The sequence below is a fragment of the Streptomyces deccanensis genome (genome assembly GCF_022385335.1).
GTDB lineage: Bacteria > Actinomycetota > Actinomycetes > Streptomycetales > Streptomycetaceae > Streptomyces > Streptomyces deccanensis.
Genome location: NZ_CP092431.1, coordinates 658,725 through 679,877, shown reverse-complemented (window position 1 = coordinate 679,877; position 21,153 = coordinate 658,725). Strand labels below are relative to the sequence as shown.

19 protein-coding genes and 1 pseudogene are annotated in these 21,153 nt (G+C 71.1%); 14 read left to right on the top strand and 6 right to left on the bottom strand.

The genetic code is table 11. The features are described 5' to 3' along the window. Positions 1 to 143: 143 nt before the first annotated feature. Positions 144 to 989, bottom strand: coding sequence for a (2Fe-2S)-binding protein (locus L3078_RS03080; RefSeq protein ID WP_239750503.1), 846 nt, complete (start codon positions 987 to 989; stop codon positions 144 to 146). Between the two features lie 258 nt (positions 990 to 1,247). On the opposite strand from L3078_RS03080, the pseudogene L3078_RS44870 reads away from it, so the two are divergent. From L3078_RS44870 to L3078_RS03045, 7 genes and pseudogenes are all read left to right on the top strand, one after another. Next, positions 1,248 to 1,385 (top strand): annotated as a pseudogene (locus L3078_RS44870) (iron chelate uptake ABC transporter family permease subunit); the annotation flags it as partial. A 38-nt stretch (positions 1,386 to 1,423) separates the two neighbouring features. After that, positions 1,424 to 2,623, top strand: coding sequence for an ATP-grasp domain-containing protein (locus tag L3078_RS03070; protein ID WP_239760188.1), 1,200 nt, complete (start codon positions 1,424 to 1,426; stop codon positions 2,621 to 2,623). Positions 2,624 to 2,694: 71 nt separating this feature from the next. After that, the gene (locus L3078_RS03065; RefSeq protein WP_239760187.1) at positions 2,695 to 4,473 is read left to right on the top strand and encodes an IucA/IucC family protein; all 1,779 of its coding nucleotides are present in this window, start codon (positions 2,695 to 2,697) and stop codon (positions 4,471 to 4,473) included. After that, positions 4,470 to 4,688, top strand: a complete 219-nt coding sequence (locus L3078_RS03060; RefSeq protein WP_239750498.1) for a hypothetical protein — start codon at positions 4,470 to 4,472, stop codon at positions 4,686 to 4,688. The genes L3078_RS03065 and L3078_RS03060 overlap by 4 nt, the downstream gene beginning before the upstream one ends. Then, a complete protein-coding gene (locus L3078_RS03055) occupies positions 4,689 to 6,440 on the top strand; it encodes an IucA/IucC family protein (protein WP_239750495.1) in 1,752 nt (583 codons plus the stop codon). Between the two features lie 32 nt (positions 6,441 to 6,472). Next, positions 6,473 to 7,705 (top strand): type III PLP-dependent enzyme, encoded by a 1,233-nt coding sequence (locus tag L3078_RS03050; protein ID WP_420864157.1) that lies wholly within the window; start codon positions 6,473 to 6,475, stop codon positions 7,703 to 7,705. 117 nt (positions 7,706 to 7,822) lie between these two features. After that, entirely contained in the window at positions 7,823 to 9,013 is a 1,191-nt protein-coding gene (locus tag L3078_RS03045) for a 4-hydroxybenzoate 3-monooxygenase (protein WP_239750492.1), read from the top strand. 75 nt (positions 9,014 to 9,088) lie between these two features. On the opposite strand, the gene L3078_RS03040 is transcribed toward L3078_RS03045, so the two are convergent. Then, complete coding sequence (locus L3078_RS03040) at positions 9,089 to 9,451, bottom strand: DUF6479 family protein (RefSeq protein WP_239750490.1); 363 nt, start codon at positions 9,449 to 9,451, stop codon at positions 9,089 to 9,091. Between the two features lie 202 nt (positions 9,452 to 9,653). On the opposite strand from L3078_RS03040, the gene L3078_RS03035 reads away from it, so the two are divergent. The 3 genes from L3078_RS03035 (at position 9,654) to L3078_RS03025 (ending at position 12,568) form a co-directional block, all read left to right on the top strand. Next, complete coding sequence (locus L3078_RS03035; RefSeq protein ID WP_239750488.1) at positions 9,654 to 10,031, top strand: four-helix bundle copper-binding protein; 378 nt, start codon at positions 9,654 to 9,656, stop codon at positions 10,029 to 10,031. A 113-nt stretch (positions 10,032 to 10,144) separates the two neighbouring features. Then, positions 10,145 to 11,323 (top strand): acyl-CoA dehydrogenase family protein, encoded by a 1,179-nt coding sequence (locus L3078_RS03030; RefSeq protein WP_239750486.1) that lies wholly within the window; start codon positions 10,145 to 10,147, stop codon positions 11,321 to 11,323. Between the two features lie 246 nt (positions 11,324 to 11,569). After that, positions 11,570 to 12,568, top strand: coding sequence for an FCD domain-containing protein (locus L3078_RS03025; protein WP_239750479.1), 999 nt, complete (start codon positions 11,570 to 11,572; stop codon positions 12,566 to 12,568). 20 nt (positions 12,569 to 12,588) lie between these two features. Here the strand turns inward: L3078_RS03025 and L3078_RS03020 are convergent, their stop codons facing one another. Both L3078_RS03020 and L3078_RS03015 read right to left on the bottom strand, forming a co-directional pair. After that, entirely contained in the window at positions 12,589 to 13,023 is a 435-nt protein-coding gene (locus L3078_RS03020; RefSeq protein WP_239750477.1) for a cupin domain-containing protein, read from the bottom strand. Positions 13,024 to 13,090: 67 nt separating this feature from the next. Beyond that, a complete protein-coding gene (locus L3078_RS03015) occupies positions 13,091 to 13,870 on the bottom strand; it encodes a polysaccharide deacetylase family protein (RefSeq protein ID WP_239750475.1) in 780 nt (259 codons plus the stop codon). Positions 13,871 to 14,249: 379 nt separating this feature from the next. Here L3078_RS03015 and L3078_RS03010 point away from each other — a divergent pair, with 379 nt between their 5' ends. The 4 genes from L3078_RS03010 (at position 14,250) to L3078_RS02995 (ending at position 19,385) form a co-directional block, all read left to right on the top strand. Further along, complete coding sequence (locus L3078_RS03010) at positions 14,250 to 14,786, top strand: quercetin 2,3-dioxygenase (RefSeq protein ID WP_239750474.1); 537 nt, start codon at positions 14,250 to 14,252, stop codon at positions 14,784 to 14,786. Positions 14,787 to 14,947: 161 nt separating this feature from the next. Next, the gene (locus L3078_RS03005; RefSeq protein ID WP_239750473.1) at positions 14,948 to 16,327 is read left to right on the top strand and encodes an MFS transporter; all 1,380 of its coding nucleotides are present in this window, start codon (positions 14,948 to 14,950) and stop codon (positions 16,325 to 16,327) included. 111 nt (positions 16,328 to 16,438) lie between these two features. After that, positions 16,439 to 16,696: a hypothetical protein gene (locus L3078_RS03000; RefSeq protein ID WP_239750472.1), complete on the top strand. Its 258-nt coding sequence runs from the start codon at positions 16,439 to 16,441 to the stop codon at positions 16,694 to 16,696. Between the two features lie 139 nt (positions 16,697 to 16,835). Further along, positions 16,836 to 19,385 (top strand): SpoIIE family protein phosphatase, encoded by a 2,550-nt coding sequence (locus L3078_RS02995; protein WP_239750471.1) that lies wholly within the window; start codon positions 16,836 to 16,838, stop codon positions 19,383 to 19,385. A gap of 214 nt (positions 19,386 to 19,599) precedes the next feature. Here the strand turns inward: L3078_RS02995 and L3078_RS02990 are convergent, their stop codons facing one another. Further along, entirely contained in the window at positions 19,600 to 20,658 is a 1,059-nt protein-coding gene (locus L3078_RS02990; protein WP_239750469.1) for an LLM class flavin-dependent oxidoreductase, read from the bottom strand. Between the two features lie 86 nt (positions 20,659 to 20,744). After that, positions 20,745 to 21,116, bottom strand: coding sequence for a DoxX family protein (locus L3078_RS02985; RefSeq protein ID WP_239750467.1), 372 nt, complete (start codon positions 21,114 to 21,116; stop codon positions 20,745 to 20,747). Positions 21,117 to 21,153 lie beyond the last annotated feature (37 nt).

Here is a 21,153-nt window from a genome sequence, read left to right as displayed (position 1 = left end):
CCTTTTGGCACTTCCTGTGGAAAAGCCCGTCGAATAGTGTTGCTATCTGTGTCGAGCGGCGTCAATCGGCGCAGGGGCCCCGGGCGGCAGCGAAAGTTTCGGCGAGGCCGGCCTCGCGTGCGGTCAGCCCGCCTGGCGTGCGGTCAGCTCTCCAGCCGGCGCAGTCGTTCCGCGTCGCAGGTGCGCGGGCAGGTGGAGCAGGCCTCGTTCGGGCGGATCGTGTAGTAGAGGCAGCAGCCCAGACGGGTGCGGGTCGGGTGCTCGCGGCCGTCGCTCGTGCGCAGGGACCGGAAGTCGGCGCCGCCGGGGAAGGGCGCGTGGGCGGTGGGCAGGACCGCGGAAGCGGCCCGGACGCCGGCGGCCTCGTCGCCACGCATCCGTCCGAGGTACCAGAGACCGGAGACCAGGTCGTCCGAGACCAGTCCCCACAGCGCGCGCGAGCCCCGGCGGACGTACGGTCCGAGCGCGTCCAGGACCGGACCCATGTGGTCCGCCACGGCGGTCCTCAACTCGGCGCGCAGCGCCTCCTGGTGGGCGACGGTCCGGGCGCCGGGCAGGGGCGCGGCCGGGTCGCCCGGGAGGCAGACGAGCTCGGTGCCGGGGGTGACCTCGAACGCGCCCGACGTGAGGTCGACCCGTATGTCGCCGGGGGCGATCCGGGGCACGCGACTCTCCAGATGCCAGACGCCGCTCATCAGCAGCCCCACCGACCAGGCGTAGTCGTGCAGGGCGCGGGAGGCGGCGACGTGCCGGGGCGCGGTGTGGTCGTGACGTTCCCGGATACGGGCTGCCTCCGCCTCCACGAAGGCCTCGACGTCCTCCTGACCACCGGTCAGACCGACGGTACGGGCGGGCGATCCGCCGGGCCCGCCGATCCGTACGGACAGTGCCTCGCACATCGCGTCGAGACGGCGGTAGGCCGCGGAGAGGAGCACCGGGACGGTCGTGGCGGTGTCGGCCTGGGCGGTCTCCAGGTGGGCCACGGTCATCGGTAACTCCAGAGCGTGAAGAGGTTTGGCGAGAAGGGGAGGTAAGCCTTACCTTATCTGCAAGATCGCGTGTCGATGACCATGCAGGTGTGAAGTAGTCGTGCACCTCGTTGACCAGCGAAGTCACCTGCGAGTTGACCAAGGGCGTTGCGGATCACAGCGAGCCCACGGCTGTTGAAAGCTAAAAAGATGCCTAACCCGAGTTCACGTGTCGTGACTGCGGCCGAACGGGCCGCGCCGACCGGCCCGCCCCCGCGTGCCCTGGTGGTGACAGGACTTCGGTTGCCGTGCACGGTCGTCGGCCTCGCGGTCGGTGCCGCCCTCGGTTTCGTGGGCGCCGTGGCCCAGGGCGGCACCCGCGATCCGCTCGCCTCGCCGACCGCCCTGGGCATCGACCCACCCCCCACCCGCTAGCGGAAGCCGTGCACCACCCCATGCGCCTGTACCTGCTCGCCCTCAACCCCACCGACTCCGTCACCGAGGGCTTCCTGCCCGCCGCCGTCCGGCTGGGACTGGACGTCACCCTCCTCACCGACCAGCCCGACGCGCACCGCGCGGCCTACCCGGAGCACCCCGGGATCGAGGTCCTCACCTGCGACGTACGGGACCACCGCGCCGTCATCACCCGGATCTCCACCCACCACAGACCCGACGCGGTCTTCACCAACAGCGACCACCTCCAGACCCAGGCCGCCCTGGCCGCCCACTACTTCGACCTCCCCGGCAAGGACTGGCGGGCCGCCCTGCGCGCCAAGGACAAGGGCGAGATGCGCCGCCACCTCGCCGCGTCCGGCGTCGACACCGTCTGGTCCGCCGAGATCACCGCCCCCGCCGACCTCACCGGCCGCCTCCTCGCCGACGCCCCGTACCCCTGTGTCGTCAAGCCCCGCGAGGGCGTCGCCAGCGAGGACGTCGTGCTCGTCGACACCGCCGAGGACCTCGTGGCGCGCGCCGAGGAGATCCTGGCCCGCCGGCCGGGCGCCACCCTGGTCGTCGAGGAGTACCTGCCCGGGGAGCTCCACACCCTGGAGACCCTCGGCGACGGCCGGGTCCGGCACGTGCTCGGCGGCTTCCACACCGAACTGTCCCCGCCGCCGTACTTCATCGAGGAGCGGCTCACCTTCGTTCCGGCCTACCCCGAACCGGTCGTCGCGCAGGTGCTCGCCCAACTCGACGCGCTGGGCGTCGGTTTCGGCGCCTGCCACACCGAGTTCGTCGTCCACGCGGGCCGGGCCCGCGTCATCGAGGTCAACTACCGCGCCATCGGCGACCAGTGCGATCTGCTGCTCGCCCAGCTCCTCGACGTCCCGCTGTTCGAGCACATCCTCCGCACCCACCTCGGCGAGCCGCTCCCCGCCGACCTGGGCATCCGGCGCGACGGCGCGGCCCGCCTCGAGTACCCCTGCGCCGACCGGGCCGGCACCCTCGTCGCCGCTCCCGCCGCCACCGATGTCACCGTCGGCGGGGTGCGGCTGACGTACCGCCCGCTGCGCGCACCCGGTGAACGCCACGAGCTGTACCGGACCAACCGCGACTACCTCGGCGTCCTCCGCGCCACCGGCACTACTCAGCAGAGCGTGGACCGGGCCGTGGCGGACTTCCTCGCCGACCGGCGCTGGGAGATCCAGCCGTGAGCGCCGTGAGCGCCGTGGCCGCCCTGGCCCGGGAGGGCACCCCCGAGTCCCCAGCGGCCCCCGAGTCCCAGGTGGCCCCCGCAACCGCCGCAGGCCCCACGGCCACACCCACCGAGGCGGGCGACGCCACCGAAGCCGAGCTGCTCACCCGCGTGCTCGGCGCCCTCCTCCGTGAGGACGTCGTGGGCCTGCGCACCCGCAGCACGCCCGTCGAGCACCCGGACGGCCGCTGGCTGCGCCTGCCCACCCCGGACGGCGCCGACGCCCTCCTCCTCCCGGTCACCGAGGACGGCTTCCAGCACCCCTTCACCGCCCGCCTGCCCCTGATCGTCCGCGAGTCGGACGGCACCCGCCTCGCCACCTGCGACACCGTCCTCGCCGCCCTGCGCACCCTCGCCGACCCCGCCGACCACGACGGCTTCGCCGCGTTCGCCGAGGAGTGCCGCCAGACCCTCGCGACGATGCGGCTGCACGAGGCGACGGCGCAGGAGATCGCCGAGGGGCTCACCGACCTGTACGGCGCCGACCTCGCCGACTGGACGGGGCTGCGCGGCGGCCTGGCGTACGAGACGCTCGCGGCCCGCCTCGACCACCCGGTCTACCCGACCGCGCGCGGCCGCTCCGGCCTCGACGAGGCACAACTGCGGGACCACGCACCCGAGTTCCATCCGACGTTCGCACTCCAGTGGCTCGCCCTGCCCAGGGAGTCCGTCACCGTGGCCGGGGACCTCCCGGACGGCTGGCCCACCCCCTCGGGGCTAGGGCTCGCGGACCTCGACCGCACCCATGTCACCCTGCCCGTCCACCCGTTGACCGTCGGCCCGGCCCTGGACGCGGCCTTGCGCGAGGTGGGGCTCGCGGGCCGGGCCGTCCTCGCCGACCGGGCGTACCTCCCGGTCGTGCCCACCCTGTCGATGCGTACGGTCGCCCCCGCCGCCGCCCCCTCCCTGCACCTCAAACTGCCCCTGGCCACCGCCACCCTGGGCCTGCGCAACAAGCGGTCCATCAAGCCGGGGACGCTCGTCGACGGTGCCGCCGGACAGCGGCTGCTCGCGGAGGTGACCGACCGCGAGCCGCGCTTCCGGGGCCGGGTGCTGCACGCCGACGAGACGGTGTACGCGCACGCCGGACACGAACTCCTCGCCGTCCTGTGCCGCCGCTACCCGACGGACCTCGACGACTGCGTTGTCCTCCCCATGGCCGCCCTCCTCGCCGAGGCCCCCGGGGGACGTCTGGTCGTCGACCATCTCGCCGACCGCTTCCACGAAGGTGACCCGGTCGCCCTCCTCGACGCCGTGCTCACCCTGCTGTTCGACTGGCAGACCACGCTCTTCGGCTACGGCATCGCCCTGGAATCGCACCAACAGAACGTCTCCCTGGTGTTCGGCCCCGACCCCGGTGACCTGCGGCTGCTGCTGAAGGACAACGACGGGCCCCGCGTGAACCCCGTGCGCCTGGCCGCCAGGCTGGGTGAGGACGGGGGAAGCCGGGGCTTCGACGACGCCCGTACCTTCACCACCGGCGACCGGGCGGTCGCCGACCTCTTCACCACCATCACCGTCCATCTGTGCGCCGGCGCCTACGCGTTCGGCCTGGCCCGCCACGGCCGTGCCCCGCTGGACCGGCTGCTCCGTCTCGTCCGGGACCGCCTCACCGAGGCCGTCGACCGGCTCGGCGGGGACGCGGCGGACGTCCTGCGCGCGCGGGTGCTGAACGCGCCCGAGCTGCCCGTGAAGGCGATGGTGACCGCCGGAACCCTGCTCAGCAAGGCACGGTCGGGCGCCGCCGACATCAACAAGCACTACACCACCGGGCCCAACTACCTTCTGGGACAGGGTGGTTCGGCATGACCGCCACCGCCGAGGCGATCGCGGTGTCGCGCTCCGCGTCAGGCCCCCTGGTGTTCTTCTCCAGGGCAGGCGCCGTCACCGCCGGCGTGACCGCAGCCGTGGGCCGCGCCCGGTTCGGGCCCGCCGCCCCGGCGCTCATAGGCAGCGGCACAGCCGCCCTCGCCGTCTTCGCGACCCTCCTTCCCCCACATCCGCGTACCCGCTGGAGCCGCTGAATGCCCCCGCTCACCGACACGCTCGGTACCACCCACCTGCCCACCGCCGACGACGCGGTGGCCCACACCCTCCTCAACTGCCTGCTGCGCGAGGTGTCCGGCCCCGAACACCAGACCGCCGTCATCGACGGCCACCTCCTGCTGCGCCTGCCCCGCCGCGGGCTCCTCCTCCGCGTCGCCCTGCGCCGCCGATCCCTCCTGGGCGCACACCGCTTCACCGGCCCCGTCCAGGAGCCGTCCGACACCGGCTGGACCGCGCTCGACTGGCGCCGTCTCGCCGAGTACATCCACGACGAACTGTCCCTGCGCACCGGCGTCCGCAACGACGAGTTCCTGCACCAGATCGACTCCAGCCACCGCACCGTCGCCACCGCGCTCGCGGCCCGCGCGGCCGACGAGCCCACCGGCCGCGCGGCAGCCGCGCGGGACCCGCACCCCACCGCCCCCCACGGGCTGCCGGACTACCTCGCCTCCGAGCAGTCCCTGCTCTTCGGCCACCGCTTCCACCCCACCCCCAAGGCCCGCACGGGCGACGCGGAGGCCTGGCAGTCGTACGCCCCCGAGGCCGGCGCCACCTTCCCGCTGCGCAACCTCGCCGTACGCGAGCACCTGATCGCCGAGGAGACCGCCGAGGAGGGCGCCACGGCCGTGCTCGACCGGGAACGCGGTGACGTCCCCGAGGGCTACCGACTGCTGCCCGCCCACCCCTGGCAGTACGAGATGCTCCGCGAACACCGGCTGCTCCGGCAGGCGTTGGGCCGCGGCGACATCCTCGACCTGGGGCCCGGCGGCCGGGAGTACGCCGCCACCGCCTCGGTCCGCACCCTCTTCGACGGCGACGCCTTCCTGAAGTTCAGCCTCAACGTCCGCATCACCAACTGCCTCCGCAAGAACGCCAGTTACGAACTCTCCGGCGCCGTCGCCCTGACCCGTCTGCTCGCCCCCGCCCTCACCGACCTGCAGACCCGCTTCCCCGGCAGCGCGATGCTCCGCGAACCCGCCTACCGCAGCCTCGCCGTCCCCGGCCCCGACGGCACCCCCGACCGGGCCCTGCTCGAAGGCTTCGGTGTCATCGTCCGCGAGGGCCTGTCCCGGCGGCTGCTGCCGGGCACGACCCCGCTGCTCGCGGCCGCCGTCGCCGACGAGTACCCGACCAGCGGCGCCCACGTCTCCCGCCTGCTCGACGGGGCCGGCCCGCGGACCGCCCTGCACTGGTGGCGGGCCTATCTGCGCCTGCTCGTCCCGCCCGTGCTCGCCGCCTGCTTCGACCACGGCATCGTCCTGGAACCCCACCTCCAGAACGTCCTGATCTGCGTCGACGGCGACGGGATGCCCGCCCAGGTGCTCTTCCGCGACCTGGAGGGCACCAAGCTCGTCCCCGACCACCACGCCGACGCCCTCGCCGCGCTCCCGCCCGAGGTCGCGGGCCCCCTGTCGTACGACGCCCGGCGCGGCTGGGACCGGGTCGTGTACTGCCTGCTCGTCAACCACGTCGCCGAACTGCTCGCCGCGCTCGCCGACCTGCACCCGGAGACCGAGGCCGACCTGTGGGCGGCGGTCCGGGCGACCCTCCAGGACTACGCCGACGAGAATGTCTGCCCGCCCCGCCTCGCCGCCCTCCTGGCGGGCGTCCCGCTCCCCGCCAAGACCAACCTCCTCACCCGCTGGGAACGCAAGGCCGACCGCGAGGCCGGTTACGTCCGCCTCCCCTCACCCCTCGCCGAGGACGTCCTGCGGTGGAGCCCCCGATGAACCACGACCACGGGACGGGCCACGGGCACGTCATGAGCCAGGAGTCCACGATGACCCTCCCCACCGCCGCCGTACGCGACCGCGTCCTGGCCCTGCGGCCCACCGAACTCCCCGCCTACCTCTACGACTTGACGGCCCTGCGGGAGCACGCCGCGCACGTACGCGCCGCGCTCCCCGAGCGGGTCGAGCTGTACTACGCGGCCAAGGCCAACCCGGAACCGGCGATCCTGGCGGCGCTCGGCCCGTACGTCGACGGCTACGAGGTCTCCTCCGGCGGCGAACTCGCCCACGTCGCCGAGGCGGTCCCGGGCCGCCCGCTGGCCTTCGGCGGCCCCGGCAAGACCCCCGACGAGATCCGGGCCGCCCTGGAGCGGGGAGTCGAACGCTTCCACGTCGAGAGCGCGCACGACCTGCGTGTGCTCGCCGAACTGGCACGCCGGGCGGCGCCGGCCACCCGGGTCGGGGTGCTGCTCCGCTTCAACCTCGCGGTGGCGGACGGCTCGCTGGCGGGCAGCTCCCTCGCGATGGGCGGACGGCCCACCCCGTTCGGACTGGACCCCACTCAGGCGCCGGACGTGCTCCGCCCCCTCACGGACGGCACCCACCCGCACCTCGAACTGCGCGGCGTGCACGCCCACTTGGCCAGCGGACTCGACGCACCAGAACTACTCTCCGTGGCCCGCTCGATCGTGGAATGGGCCACGGACCTGGGCGTACCGATCTCCGAGGTGAACGTCGGCGGCGGCATGGCCGTCGACTACGCACGCCCCGAGAGCCGCTTCGACTGGAAGACGTACGGGGCGGGCCTGGCCCGACTCGCCGACGCCCACCCGGAACTGACGCTGCGTATCGAACCCGGCCGCGCGCTCACCGCGTACTGCGGCTGGTACGCCACCGAGGTGCTGGACGTGAAGCGCAGCCACGGCGAGGAGTTCGCCGTGGTCCGGGGCGGCACCCACCATCTGCGCACCCCGGCGACCAAGGGGCACGACCAGCCCTGCTCGGTGCTGCCGGTGGGGGAGTGGCCGTACTCCTGGCCGCGCCCGGCTGCCCAGGGGGTGTACGTCAGCCTCACCGGACAGCTGTGCACTCCGAAGGACCTGCTCGCCCGGGACGCCCACGCCCCCGGGCTGCGCGCGGGGGACCGGGTGGCCTTCGCCCTCGCGGGCGCGTACGCCTGGAACATCTCGCACCACGACTTCCTGATGCACCCGCGCCCCGGTTTCCACTTCCTGGACCCGTCGATGGGGGAGTGTGACCGTTGACAGGCGGACGGGTCGGGCGCAGACTCGACCCCAGAAAGTGAACTGAATTTCACTAGACGAACAAGGTCGGGGCCCGGGGGTCGGGACGCGGCTCGTCCTCACGACGAGGAGTACTCAATGCACACCACCGTCGGCATCATCGGCGGCGGCCCCGCGGGGCTGCTGCTGGCCCGCCTGCTGCACAACGCGGGAATCGACAGTGTGGTTCTGGAGCGCAAGGACCGCACGTACGTCGAGCAGCGCCAGCGCGCCGGGATCCTGGAGCAGGCCACCGTCGACGTCCTGCGGTCCGCGGGGGCGGGCGCACGGCTGGACGCCGAGGGTATCCCGCACGAGGGCATCGAGCTGCGCTTCGACGGCCGCGCCCACCGCGTCGACTTCCCCGACCTGACCGGCGGCCGCCGGGTCTGGGTCTACGCCCAGACCGAGGTCGTCAAGGACCTCATCGCCCTCCAGCTCACCGACGGCGGCCCCCTGCTGTTCGAGGCGGAGGTGCACGCGGTGGAGGGCGCCGACACCGACCGGCCCCTGATCCGGTACACCCATGAGGGGCGCGAACAGACGCTGACCTGCGACTACGTGGTCGGCTGCGACGGCTTCCACGGTGTGGCCAGGGACGCGGTCCCGGAGGGGGTGCGGACGACGTACGAGCGGACGTACCCCTACTCCTGGCTGGGCATCCTCGCCGACGCCCCGCCCGTCTACGAGGAGCTGATCTACGCCCACTCCGAGCGGGGCTTCGCGCTGGCGAGCATGCGGTCGCCGTCCGTGAGCCGGCTCTACCTCCAGGTCCCGAACGGCACCGACCCGGCCGACTGGTCCGACGAACGGATCTGGGACGAGCTGGACGCCCGCTTCGCGCTGACCGCCAACCCGGGCTGGCGGCTCAAGCGCGGGCCCGTCACCTCCAAGGCGGTCCTGCCGATGCGGAGCCATGTCACCGAGCCGATGCGACACGGCCGGCTCTTCCTGGCCGGGGACGCCGCCCACATCGTCCCGCCCACCGGAGCCAAGGGCCTGAACCTGGCCGCCACCGACGTCATCGTGCTGGCCCGCGCCTTCGCCCGCCTCAAGGAGACCGGCGCGACCGACCTGCTCGACGCCTACTCCGACACCTGTCTGCGCCGGGTCTGGCGGGCCGAGCACTTCTCGTACTTCATGACCACGACCCTCCACGCGGACCCGGGGCAGTCCCCGTTCGAGACCCGGCTCCAGCTCTCCCAGCTCGACCGCGTCGCCACCTCACGGCACGCGGCGGCCGAACTCGCCGAGAACTACACGGGCCTGCCGCTCGACGCCGGCCACTGACACGGCTGTGGGCGCCCTCCCCGCCGTTCGCGGGGAGGGCGCCCACAGGGCTGTCGGTGTCAGAGGCCTTTCGGGTCAGTGGGCGCCGAGGCCGCCGCTGCCGAAGCCGCCGCTGCTGTTGTTGCTCCAGCGTGGCCGCTTCTTCTCCGGGCTCGGCCGGGTCCCCTGGTTGCCGTGCACCTCGTACGGTGTCAGCCGGCGGTCGCTCTGGGGGATCTCGTCCGGTTCGCGGTTCAGCCGCTCCTCGTGGACGGGGCCCCCTTCGGGGATCCGGGGCTGCTCGTCGGGGCGCGGTCGGCGCGGTTCACGGGCGCGCACCCGGGCACCCAGCCAGAGCGCGCCGATCAGCATGGCCACCACCACGACGCCCGCCAGGAACGGTGCGATACCGCCCAGTACGCTGCGTTCTGCGGCTATATCAGTCCATTCCATGTTCATAAGGGATGAATACCCCCAATATGTCGAGTGAACCGAGCCCGTTTCGTACGAGTCGTACGAGCGGCCCGGGAGTGGACGGGTGCCCTGCCCCGCCCACCGGGAAACGGAATCCGGCGAAACGCGCGCGGGGCGGTCGTCGCACCCCGTGGTCGGCGGGTGCGCCGTCGTGTTTGGCGGGGGCGCCTCCGGCTACCCGCCCGGGGTGACCACGACGACGACATCCCACCAGGAACTCATCCGGTTCCTCGAGGACCGCTTCGCGTGTGCGCAGGCCTGCACCGAATGTGCGCGTGCGTGCGCGCTGAGGGCGAGCCTCGCCGATCCGGACGGCCCCGAAGGCCAGGAGAAGATGCGACGCAAGGGCATCATGTGCGCGGAGGTGTGCGACGCCACGTGCAGGATGCTCTCCGAGCAGACCAGCCTCGACGAGTCCGCCATCCGCCTCCAGGTGGAGTGGTGCCGCACCGTCGCCCTGGAGTGCGCCCGCGTCTTCGACGACACCCCCGGCGCCGAGGACGGCGCCGAGTCCTGCCGCGAGTGTGCCCAGGCCTGCATGGACTTCCTCGCCATCCTCCACTGAGCCGCACCGCTCCCCGTGCCGTGAAAAGGGGGTCGCCCCCGCCTGTTCCCAATTACTGGAACACGTTCTAGCGTGTGCGCCGTCAGGTCGGCCTTGGGGAGCCTGGAGGCGCCGTGCACCTCGAATACACGCCCGAGCAGCAGCGGCTGCGCACCGAACTGCGCGCCTACTTCGCCGAGTTGGTCCCGGACGGCGCGTACACCCGGCACACCGACCCGGCGGCCCAGAAACGGTTCTACCGCGAGACCATCCGCCGCCTCGGCGCCGACGGCTGGCTGGGCGTCGGCTGGCCCGAGGAGTACGGCGGACGCGGCCTGACCGCCATCGAACAGTTCATCTTCTTCGACGAGGCCGCCCAGGCCGGCGTCCCCCTGCCGCTGATGGCGCTCAACACCGTCGGACCGACGATCATGCAGTACGGCACGGACGAGCAGAAGTCCTACTTCCTGCCGCGCGTCCTCTCCGGCGAGATCGACTTCGCCATCGGCTACAGCGAGCCGGACGCCGGCACGGACCTGGCCTCCCTGAAGACCCGCGCGGTCCGGGACGGCGACGAGTACGTGGTCAACGGGCAGAAGATCTGGACCACCAACGGCGACACGGCCGACTGGGTCTGGCTGGCCACCCGTACCGACCCCGAGGCCCCGCCGCACAAGGGCATCACCATGCTCCTCGTCCCGACCACCGAACCCGGCTACTCCTGCACCCTCATCAACACCCTCGCCTCCCACGACACGACCGCCAGCTACTACGAGAACATCCGCGTCCCCGTCTCCCGCCGCGTCGGCGAGGAGAACAAGGGCTGGCGGCTGATCACCAACCAGCTCAACCACGAACGCGTCACCCTCGCCGCCCACGGCACCATGGCCATCCGCTCCCTGCACAACGTCCAGCGCTGGGCCATGGAGACCAAGCTCGCCGACGGCCGCCGCGTCATCGACGTGCCCTGGGTCCGCCGCCGCCTCGCCCAGACCCACACGAGGCTCGACGCCCTCAAGCTCCTCAACTGGCGCATGGTCAGCGCCCTCCAGGAGGGCACCCTCACCCCCCAGGACGCCTCCGCCGTCAAGGTCTACGGCTCCGAGGCCCGCCGCGACGCCTACGCCTGGCTCATGGAGATCGTCGCCGCCGCGGGCGCCCTCAAGGAGGGCTCCACCGGCGCGGTCCTCCACGGCGAACTCGAACGCGGCTACCGCTCGGCCGTCATCTTCACCTTCGGCGGCGGCAACAACGAGATCCAACGCGAGATCATCTCGTGGATCGGCCTGGGAATGCCCCGGGTACGGCGGTAGGCGGCCTGTGACAAGGGCTTTTGGTTGGCGCAAAGCGGGATTGTCGGCTCCCGATCACTGCTCGCCCAGGGTGCATGGCGGTGAGGGCGGCCGCGTGCACCGGCGCCGTGATCGCCGGTTCCGACCGTGTCGGCCTCCTGAGCGGCTGCCCGAAGCTGACCGGAACCATGCAGGCAGTGTATGAGTCTGCAAGCATCCATCTCCGGTGGCGATGGTCTTGCGGGCCCGAGGTGTATGCTGCCGCATATGTTTACGGGGAAGGGCAGCGCGGGACGCGATCTGGACAGTGCACGGCTGAGGGCGTGGGAGGTGGTCCGGGACGCCAGCGCCCAGGTCGTGCGTGGTCTGTCCCATGATCTCGAAGAGACCGCTGGGATCCCGCTGGAGTGGTACTCCGTGATCACCAGGCTGACAGAGGCCGGCGGCACCCTTCCCCAGAACGAACTGCTGCGACGCTCGCGGTTCAGTCAGAGCGGCGTCAGCCGGCTGGCCAAGAGGATGGAGGAGGAAGGGCTGGTCGAGCGCCGTCCCTCGGAGCGCGATCGACGGAACTTGGACGTCGTACTGACCGAGCACGGACAGGACGTCTACTTCAGGGTGCTGTCGGTACACCACTCCTCCGTCCAGAAGCACTTCGGTACACGCCTCACAGACGAGGAGGCTGCCGCGTTGACCACCCTGATGCGTAAGGTGCTCGACGAGCCGGGAGCCGAGGAAGCCGAGGAGACGGCCACCGAAAACCTCGAGCAGTTCCTGCCGTTCGGGGAAACCGTGCTCGCGGTGACGTCCGAATCGACGTCCCTGCGCGACATCGCGGCCACCCGGGAGGCCCTCGAACTTCCCCTGCTTCTCGACGCGGCCCGGCACGCGAGGCCGTCCGTCCTGAACGACCTCGGCGCACGCGTCCTGAGCATGTCGCGACTGACCGAAGAGCCGGAGGAGTTCTTCCGAGCCGGCTGGGAACTGCATCGACAGATCGCGTCCTGCTGCCAGAACGACGTCCTGCGGACGCTCTACCTCAACCTGCTCGACGCGATCGAATCGCACGTGGAACGCGTCGTGCCGACGCACAACCTCCGGCAGTACCTCTACGAGCGTCTCGCCGTCCACGCCCGCATCGTCGACGCGGTGGCGAGCGGAGAACCCGAACTGATCGAAGCGGCAGCGCGAGCCCATGACTACACCCCCTCTCGGCTGTACGAGGCGATGGCCTACGCCGACGACCGAGTCCCGCTCGACTCCTAGCGAGCGCGTCCGCCCCAAGGTCACTGGTGTCCGAAGAGTTCCTCGTCACCGAGCTCAAGCATCAGCGTGACGCGTGTCGAGTCATCGAGGGCACGCGTGACGTGCCCCTTCCCCGTGGTGTCCTCCACGAGAATGATCTGTCCGGGCAGTACGGTGCGCCGCTCTCCCGTGCTGACTTCCAACTCGACTCCGCCGGAGAGCGGCACGATCAGTTGGCGCCGCGGCGCGTTGTGCGGTGTCGTGGGCGGAGCCTCCTCCTCCACTCGCCGCCAGATCACATGGCGCACCGGCATCCTCTCCGACCACCAGGCGACAGACGTCGACACATCGGAACGCCGGTGACCCCCCGGCATCCGGATGTCCTCGAAATGGCTCTCACCTGCGGCGTCGCTGTACACGCGGAGAATCACCGGCTGGAGAGCCCCAGTGGTGATGCCCGGGTTTCCTTCTTCCATGTTTCGCTCTCCTCAATGAAGACGTTTCGCCGTTCGGCGTCCGTCCACCGTGTTGCCGACGGCCGTCTCAGATGCGTGCTGCCACCTGCTCCGCGCTCAGAACGTCGATGCGAGGGTGCTCGATGGCGTGCTCCAGTACGCGACGGAGCGCCGCCATGCGCTCTGCGTCGACCCCGGTCACGAACGGATGGACGATCAGCGTGACCAACCCGCCGCGTTCCGCGGCAGCCTCAAGCAGCCCCATCCAGTCTTCGGCCACTCGACCGGGCTGCTGGGCGCCGTCGGGCCGCATCTCGTACTGCCAGAAGTCGATCATGTCCCAGGTCCACGGGACGCCCACGAGTCCGCCCGGCAGCAGCATGATCTCCGGAGTGGTGCCCGGCGCGCCGGTGCCGGCGTCGATGCTGCTGTCGATCCGGTACCCGAGCTCGCTCAGCACTTCGAGCGTGCGGCCGCCGCGGTAACCGCCGGGTGCGCGGAACGCCACTGGAGTGAAACCCGCACGTCGCAGCGCTGCCGTGCCGTCCCACAGCAACTGTTCACGGGCTCGGTCGTCAAGGTCATCCGCCCAGCGTTCGTGCACCCAACCATGCAGTCCGATCTCATGTCCCGCCGAGGCGATCCGCTCGATCACATCGGGGTGATGCAACGCGTTCCACCCCTCGACGAAGAAGGTCGCCCGCAGACGTAGCTCCGCGAACAGCTCGAGGAAGGCCGGCACGCCGCGGCGGAGTCCGGGCTCGTCCGCGTCCGGGCGAGCCGCACGACGTCGGCCGACAGCGAGTGCCATGCCGAGATTGTCGACGGTCAGGCAGAGCGTGCCCCGTCGGTTGGAGACAGCTGACATGCAGGTCCTCCTTGCCCTCTTGCTGGCGATCGGGTGCCGGAAGCCCGTTTCAGGGAGATCGCTGCCGCACGTCCGGCAGGTGTCCGGTCAGTGACCGCGCATGACGCCTCGGTGGCGTGCGAACGATAGCACTAGTGCATGCAAGGTGGTAGCTATCGCGACTATTGTATGCGGCCGCATGCATTGGTAGCTTCCTCGCGTCGGCTCCCGGTGGGGCCTCCCCGGACGCCGTCTCGTGCGCGGCGCGGCCAGCCTCCCCCCAGGCACACCAGGCCACCCCTGAGTTGCCCGGGCGGGACCACTTCTGCTTACCGCGCAGTCCCAGTGCGGAAAAGCCACACGCCGACGAAACCGTAAAAAGCATTGCAAGGAGTCATCGATGACGGATGAAGGAACGCGTATCCCCGGATACATATCGCTCGACAAAGTCGGTAAGGGAGCTCCCTATGTGCTCAGGGCCGGGGAGGGTGAGCACATCGCTGTCCGCAGCAGCCTCCGCACTCTGCTCACCCGCCAGGAAGACACCGAAGGCCACATGGGTCTGACGTACTGCGAAGGCGACACGGCACCGCCCACGCCTCCCCATTACCACCACGACACGACCGAGGGTGTCTACGTCCTGAGTGGCGTTCTCCGCGTCTGGCAGGACGACAGGAAAGGCAACCGCATGGTCACCGATCTCCACCCAGGTGACTTCGGGTTGCTGCCGACAGGCTGGGCCCACTCGTGGGCGTTCGCCGCTCCCAAGACCCGCTTCATCGCGTTCTACGCACCTGGTGGCTTCGAGGGAACCCTCCACTATCTCGATCCTCATGGGGCCCCCACCGCTGAACAGTTGGGTGAAACAGAGAAGCGCTTCGACGTGGTCTGGATGCCCGACTACCCCCTCATCCAGGAATCCGAAAAGACCGGCTGACAACTGGAAAAGGCCGGGTATGGGCGCGAACTGCCCCATCTTCAGCCCCACGGAACAGCGAAATCTTCAGCAGGCCCATGGCTGCCCCGTCGGGGCAACCGTGCGGCACTACCCTCTTGACCCGGGCATCGGGTCGCCCTCTTCACGGAAGCGGAAAAGCCATGTCCCTGTCGCACGCCAATGACGACGCGCGCACACGAGCGCGGGATGCTCGTCGAGTTGTCCTGGCAACGTTCATCGGTACCACGCTCGAGTGGTACGACTTCTTCGTCTACGCGCTCTGCGCGGTCCTGGTGTTCGGTCCGCTGTACTTCCCCACCGGCGACCCGGTGGTGGGGCAGCTCGGGGCCATGGCGACGCTCACGGTGGGATTCGTGGCACGTCCGCTCGGAGGCGTCATCGCCGGTCACTTCGGTGACCGCATCGGCCGGAAGCGGATGCTCGTCGTGACGCTTCTGATCATGGGCATCTCGACCGTCTGCGTCGGGCTGGTGCCGACCTACGCCCAGATCGGGGTGTGGGCTCCTGCTCTGCTCGTGGTCCTGCGCATCGTCCAGGGCCTCGCCATGGGCGGTGAGTGGGGCGGTGCCGTCTCGATGGCCATCGAACACGCGCCGCCGAACCGGAGAGCTCTCTACGCCTCCGCGCCGGCCGTCGGACCCGCGTTCGCACTGGTGCTGTCCAACCTCGTCCTGATCGGACTGGAGGCTGCCACCGGGGACGCCTTCACCGTCTGGGGCTGGCGGATCGCCTTCGTCAGCAGTGTGGTCCTCATCGTGATCGGGATGCTGGCCCGCCGGAAGCTGAGCGAGAGCCCTCTGTTCGAGGCGTCGGTCGCCCGGGAACCGGAGGCGGTGCCCGTGCTGGAGGTGTTGCGCTCGCACGGCGGCACGCTGCTCAAGACCCTGATCGTCGCCGGTGTACCGGGGATCTCCACCTACATAGTGCAGACGTACTCGCTGACCTACGGGACGAGTGCCGTCGGCTACAGCCGTTCCTCGCTGCTGTGGATCGCCATGACGTGCGGGGTGGTCGCCATCCCGGCCGTGATCTATTTCGCCCGTCTCGCCGACCGCGTCGGTCTCCGTCCGGTGCTCGTGGCGGGGGCCGCCATGCAGGGGCTCACGGCACTGCTCCTGTTCCCGTTGTTCGACTCCGGCAACCTCATGCTCGCCATGCTCGGGGGCGTGCTGGTGGTCACCTCCAGCTGCCTCTCCTTCGCCTGCATACCAGCGCTGCTGACGGAGAACTTCCCGCCGAAGATCCGGTACACGGGCATCTCGCTCGCATACCAGCTCGGTTCCATCGTGGGCGGTGGGCTCGCACCGATCATCGCCACGGCCATCTTCACCGAGAGCGGGAAGTCGTGGCTCATCGGGGTGTACATGGCGTCGGCGAACGTCGTGGCTCTGGGCTGTCTGATGCTGCTGCGCAAGAAGCCGGCCTGGCAGGTGAAGGCGGAGGAGAAGACCGCGAGCGCGGCGCCCGCCCAGGCCGACGGCAGCGACCTCGTGGGTGAAGTGCCTGTCTCCGGTGCCTGACCCTGACCGGCGCCGACACTGACCGCGCACGGCGGCGGCTGACGGACGGACTGGCGCCCGTCAGCCGTAGCGGCACAGCGACAGCGGCAGCGCGGAAGGCCTGCCGGCGGCATGATCGACGGCGTGATCGGCGGCGTGATCGACGGCGAGGAGGTCACCGTCGTATGCGCTGCGTCGCCACCGAATTGCCCGGCCGTCATCGGCTCGGCATGGTTCCCCTCGGAGGAGGGGAAGGCGATGGCGGACCTGGCGGCGGTCGGACTGCTCGACCGGAGCCCGCCGGAACGGTCGTCCATCCCCTGGAACGCGTCAACGAGGCCATCAGCGGCACGGCGCGGCACGACGGCCGGTTCCCCAACCTCATCGTGAGTCCCCTCGTGACCGCATAGCGGCTCTGCCGAGTCCGGTCGCACAAGGAGCCTGCGGGCCACACGCGAACTACTGTGGGTCACATCGGGCTCGGGGCCGCGCTCCTGTGCGGTCGGGGCGCGAGCCAGCTGGAGGCGATGTGTCGGCTCAATCCGCGGAGCGTGCGGGCCATGCCGGGGCGGCGACGCCGACGCGGCTGTCGCTGCTGGCGTCGGCGGCCGCGGCACTCCCCGGCGATCAGGCCGTGCTGCTGGCCCTGCAGCAGGCGACCGCAGGTCTGGGAGGACTTGGCGGCGTGGTGCACCGGCGTGACCCCGGATCCGGAACGCTGAGGCTCATGGCGGTCAGCGGGCTCGCCCCCGCGGCCACCGCGGCCTGGGGCGACCTCCCGGAGGAGGGCGACAGCGCTCCTGCCCGCGCCGTCCGGGGTGTCGCCGAGGTCTGGCTGACTGGGCACGTCACCGGGATCGGGGCATCGGGTACGGCATCCGTGCCGCTGCCCGGCCCCGACGGGCCGGTGGGCGCGCTGTCGGTGTTCGCCGTGGCACCCGCGGCGCCGGACCCCGCCCAGTGGTCCCTGCTCCGGTCGGTGGCGGCATGGGTCGCCGAGCGCCTGGACGCACAGGCATCCGACGACACCTACGTGCCGCACGAGCCGTTCCTCCGTACGCTGCGCGGCCTGCGCGTCGGCTTTGTGACGGTCGACGACGACTGGCGGGTCACCTTTGCCAACGAGGAGGCCGAACGCCTGCTCGCCACCGGGCGGGTACGGCCCGGAACCGTGCTGTGGGACATTCCCGCTACCCGCGTCCACGGCCTGGAGGCCCAGTGCCGACGGGCAGCCGCTGAGGGCCGGCCGGTCGGCTTCGACGTGCGCTGGCCGCCCGACCAGCGGCTCTACCACGTCCGGCTCGACCCCGTGCCGGGCAGCGGGCTGGGGGTCTCGTTCCTCGACGTCACCGACCGTCGGCTGGGGCAGGGCGCGGGCTCGGCGGAGGAGAGGGCGATGGCCGCGCGCACCGCCCGGATGGGCGTGCTGACCGTGGCCCTCGCCGAGGCCGTGACGTCGCAGGACGTGGTCCGGACGGTCGCGCAGCATGTGCTGCCGGCGTTCGGCGCGGACGGACTGGTGGTGGAGGCGCTGGAGGCCGGACGGGTGAGGGTGGTCGACTCCGTGGGCTACCCGCATGAGTTCCTCAGCAGGATCGACGGCATTCCTCTGGCCGCCAACACCGCGGTCACCGAGGCGCTGCGCAGCCGAACCCCTGCGTTCGTCGAGTCCACGGCCGCCTTCATCGAGCTCTATCCGAAACTGAGGAGCCTGACCGCGACATCACCCATGCAGGCATGGGCCTTCCTCCCGCTCATCGCCTCGGGTCACGCCGTCGGCTGCTGCGTGGTCTCCTTCGCCCGGCCGCGCTCCTTCGACGAGGAGGAACGTACCCTGCTGACCGCCCTGAGCGGTCTGGTCGCCCAGGCTCTGGAACGGGCCCGTCTGTACGACGTCGAACACACCCGCGCCCAGGGACTCCAGCGCGACCTGCTGCCCAGAACGCTGCCCTCCCTGCCCGCCGCCTCCGCCGCGGCGCGCTACCTTCCCGCAGGGCGCGGCGGGGACGAGGTCGGGGGCGACTGGTACGACGTCATCCCGCTGTCCACCGACCGCGTGGCCATCGTGATCGGGGACGTCATGGGGCACGGCATCACCGAGGCCGCGACCATGGGTCGGCTCCGCACGGCCGTCCGTACGCTCGCCGACCTGGAGCTGGAGCCGGCCGAACTGCTCGGCCATCTCAACGAACTCGTCGGCGACCTGGGCTACGACCACTACGCCACCTGCGCGTACGCCGTCTACGACCCGGTCACCCGCACCTGCTCCTTCTGCCTGGCAGGTCATCCGCCGCCACTCGTGGTGCATCCCGACGGCACGGTGCACAGTCCGGAACTGACCGTCAACCCTCCCCTCGGCGCCGCCGAACCGCCCTTCGACGTCCACGAGGTGCACCTGCCCGACGAGAGTCTGCTGGTGTTCTGCACGGACGGTCTTGTCGAGTCCGCCACCCGGGACACGGAGGAAGGCCTCGTCCAGCTGCGCCGGACCCTGGCCGAAGAAGTGGGCCGCACCCCGTACTTCGACGTCGACCCGCCGGACGACGGAGGCGATCTCGACAGGCTGTGCGACCAGATCGTCTCGGCCCTGGTGCCCGATCGGGAGGGAACCACCGACGACGCCGCACTACTCATCACCCGCGTCCACGGCACCCCCGCCGCCGACGTCGTCTCCTACGACCTGCCTCATGACCCCAGGGCCGCCGGACAGGCCCGAGCCCACGTCCGAGACCGGCTCGCCGCCTGGGACCTGGACGAACTGGCCATGACCACCGAGCTGTTGGTGAGCGAGTTGGTGGGCAACGTGGTCCGGCACGCACAGGGACCCATCCGCCTGCGCCTCCTGCGCAGCCGGTCACTCATCTGCGAGGTGTACGACCACAGCCTCACCACTCCGCGCATCCGGCGCGCCGGGTACACGGACGAGGGAGGCCGAGGCCTCCACCTGGTTGCCGCCCTCTCCCGACGCTGGGGCACCCGCTTCTTCGGAGACGGCAAGTGCATCTGGACCGAGCAGGACCTGCCGCGGTGGGGGAGCGCGGCCCGGCGGGAACGCCGCGTAGCCCGTCCGGGGGCGTAGAGCTCGCCGTGGACGGGGGCGTGGCGGGCGGGTAACTCGTCGTACGCGGCGAGCAGTGCCTCGCTCAGTGCCTCGGCGTCCACAGAAGTCGACGCCCCGTCCATCCGGGTCAACAGCACCACGCACTGCGTTGCCTCGACGCGGGCCGCTTCTTCCCACACTGTGACCCCACGATCGTGGCCGCCGACATCCGCGACGCCGGTTCGGCTGTGCGTCAGGCTGCGGCCGGCCCGGCCGGTGGGGCGAGTTCCCTGCGGATGACGGGGGCGATCTCGGTGGCGAGAAGCTCGATCGAGTCGTGGACCATTCCGGCGGGCAGACCGCCGAAGTCGACCTGGCCCATGTAACGGTCGATGCCGAGCACTTCGCGTTCGGCGAGGATCTTGTCGATGATCTCCTGGGGACTGCCGACCATCAGCGCGCCGAACGGTACCGCCGCGGCGTCGAACTCGGCGCGTCCGATGTGGAAGCCGCGTCCGGTGGGCGGCTTGGGGCGGACGTATTCCTGGTAGAAGGGGAAGACGTCGTCGCGTGCGCCCTGGGAGGTGCGGCCGACGTAGAAGTGGCCGGATCTGCCGAGCCGCAGCCGGTGGGCGGGGTGGCCGGCTGCGGTGCCGACCGCGCGGTAGTGCTCGACGAGGGGGCGGGCACGTCGGATGTCCCCGCCGATGAGGCCGAGCGCCATGGGCAGGCCGAGGCGTCCGGCGCGTTCCACGCTGGAGGGGGTGCCGCCCACGCCGAGCCACAGCGGCAACTGCGGCTGCCGGGGCGGGGGCTGGACGGACAGGCCGTCCATGGCCGGGCGGAACCGTCCGTGCCAGGTGACGTGTTCGGGGTTCTCACGGATGGCGAGCAGCAGCCGCAGCTTCTCCGCGAACACGTCGTCGTAGTCCTTGAGGTCCACGCCGAACAGGCGGAACGCCTCGACGAACGCACTGCGCCCCGCGATGATCTCGGTGCGGCCGTCGCTGATCAGGTCGAGGGAGGCGAAGTCCTGGTGCAGCCGGACCGGATCGGCGGTGGACAGCACCGACACGGCACTGGCCAGCCGGATGCGGCTGGTGGCCTGGGCGATCGCGGCCAGCGGGACGGCGGGGTTGGCGACGGCGAAGTCCCAGCTGTGGTGCTCGCCGAGACCGAAGACGTCCAGCCCGGCCTGGTCGGCGGCGATGGCGTAGGAGACGATCTCGCGGGTGCGGCGCCCCGGGTCGTGCAGTTTTCCTGTGGCGGGGTCGGTCTGCAGGTCGGACAGGGAGATGATGCCCAGTTCCACGGTCGTCTCCGATAGGCGGACAGGGATGGGGAAACAGCGGCCCGACCGGGGTGGTCGGGCCGGGCCGCTGTGAAGGGGGCGGGTGGTCAGAAGGAGTGGGGCCCGAGCCGGCCCCACATGATGACCGCGGCCACGATGAGCAGGATCGCGTTGAACCCGATGGCCTGCGGTTCCTTGCGGCGGGCGTGGAGGCCCATGGCCAGAACCATGATCACAGCCAGGCCGGTGGCGGCCAGCGGGGTGAGCACGGTGGCGATGTCGAAGGCACCCGGCAGGATCAGCCCGAGGGCGCCGGCGAGTTCGGCGACGCCGATAAGACGTACCACGGGGGTCGAGACGTCACTGACCCACGGCAGCTGGGACATGAGCTTTTCGCGGGGCTGGGTGGCCTTGGTGACGCCGGCGGCCGCGAAGAGCGCGGCGAGGACGCCCTGCAGGATCCACAGGAACACGTTCATCGGAGCGGAGACCTTCGTCTTCGGTCCCGCCGCGGCG

Coding starts and splice junctions, on each gene's coding strand:
- L3078_RS03020 (WP_239750477.1), bottom strand. CDS start 13,023: ATGGAAGAAGGAAACCCGGGCATCACCACTGGGGCTCTCCAGCCGGTG.
- L3078_RS03025 (WP_239750479.1), top strand. CDS start 11,570: ATGTTTACGGGGAAGGGCAGCGCGGGACGCGATCTGGACAGTGCACGG.
- L3078_RS03045 (WP_239750492.1), top strand. CDS start 7,823: ATGCACACCACCGTCGGCATCATCGGCGGCGGCCCCGCGGGGCTGCTG.
- L3078_RS03010 (WP_239750474.1), top strand. CDS start 14,250: ATGACGGATGAAGGAACGCGTATCCCCGGATACATATCGCTCGACAAA.
- L3078_RS03060 (WP_239750498.1), top strand. CDS start 4,470: ATGACCGCCACCGCCGAGGCGATCGCGGTGTCGCGCTCCGCGTCAGGC.
- L3078_RS03080 (WP_239750503.1), bottom strand. CDS start 989: ATGACCGTGGCCCACCTGGAGACCGCCCAGGCCGACACCGCCACGACC.
- L3078_RS03000 (WP_239750472.1), top strand. CDS start 16,439: ATGATCGACGGCGTGATCGGCGGCGTGATCGACGGCGAGGAGGTCACC.
- L3078_RS02985 (WP_239750467.1), bottom strand. CDS start 21,116: ATGAACGTGTTCCTGTGGATCCTGCAGGGCGTCCTCGCCGCGCTCTTC.
- L3078_RS03040 (WP_239750490.1), bottom strand. CDS start 9,451: ATGAACATGGAATGGACTGATATAGCCGCAGAACGCAGCGTACTGGGC.
- L3078_RS03005 (WP_239750473.1), top strand. CDS start 14,948: ATGTCCCTGTCGCACGCCAATGACGACGCGCGCACACGAGCGCGGGAT.
- L3078_RS03050 (WP_420864157.1), top strand. CDS start 6,473: ATGAGCCAGGAGTCCACGATGACCCTCCCCACCGCCGCCGTACGCGAC.
- L3078_RS03055 (WP_239750495.1), top strand. CDS start 4,689: ATGCCCCCGCTCACCGACACGCTCGGTACCACCCACCTGCCCACCGCC.
- L3078_RS03070 (WP_239760188.1), top strand. CDS start 1,424: ATGCGCCTGTACCTGCTCGCCCTCAACCCCACCGACTCCGTCACCGAG.
- L3078_RS03015 (WP_239750475.1), bottom strand. CDS start 13,870: ATGTCAGCTGTCTCCAACCGACGGGGCACGCTCTGCCTGACCGTCGAC.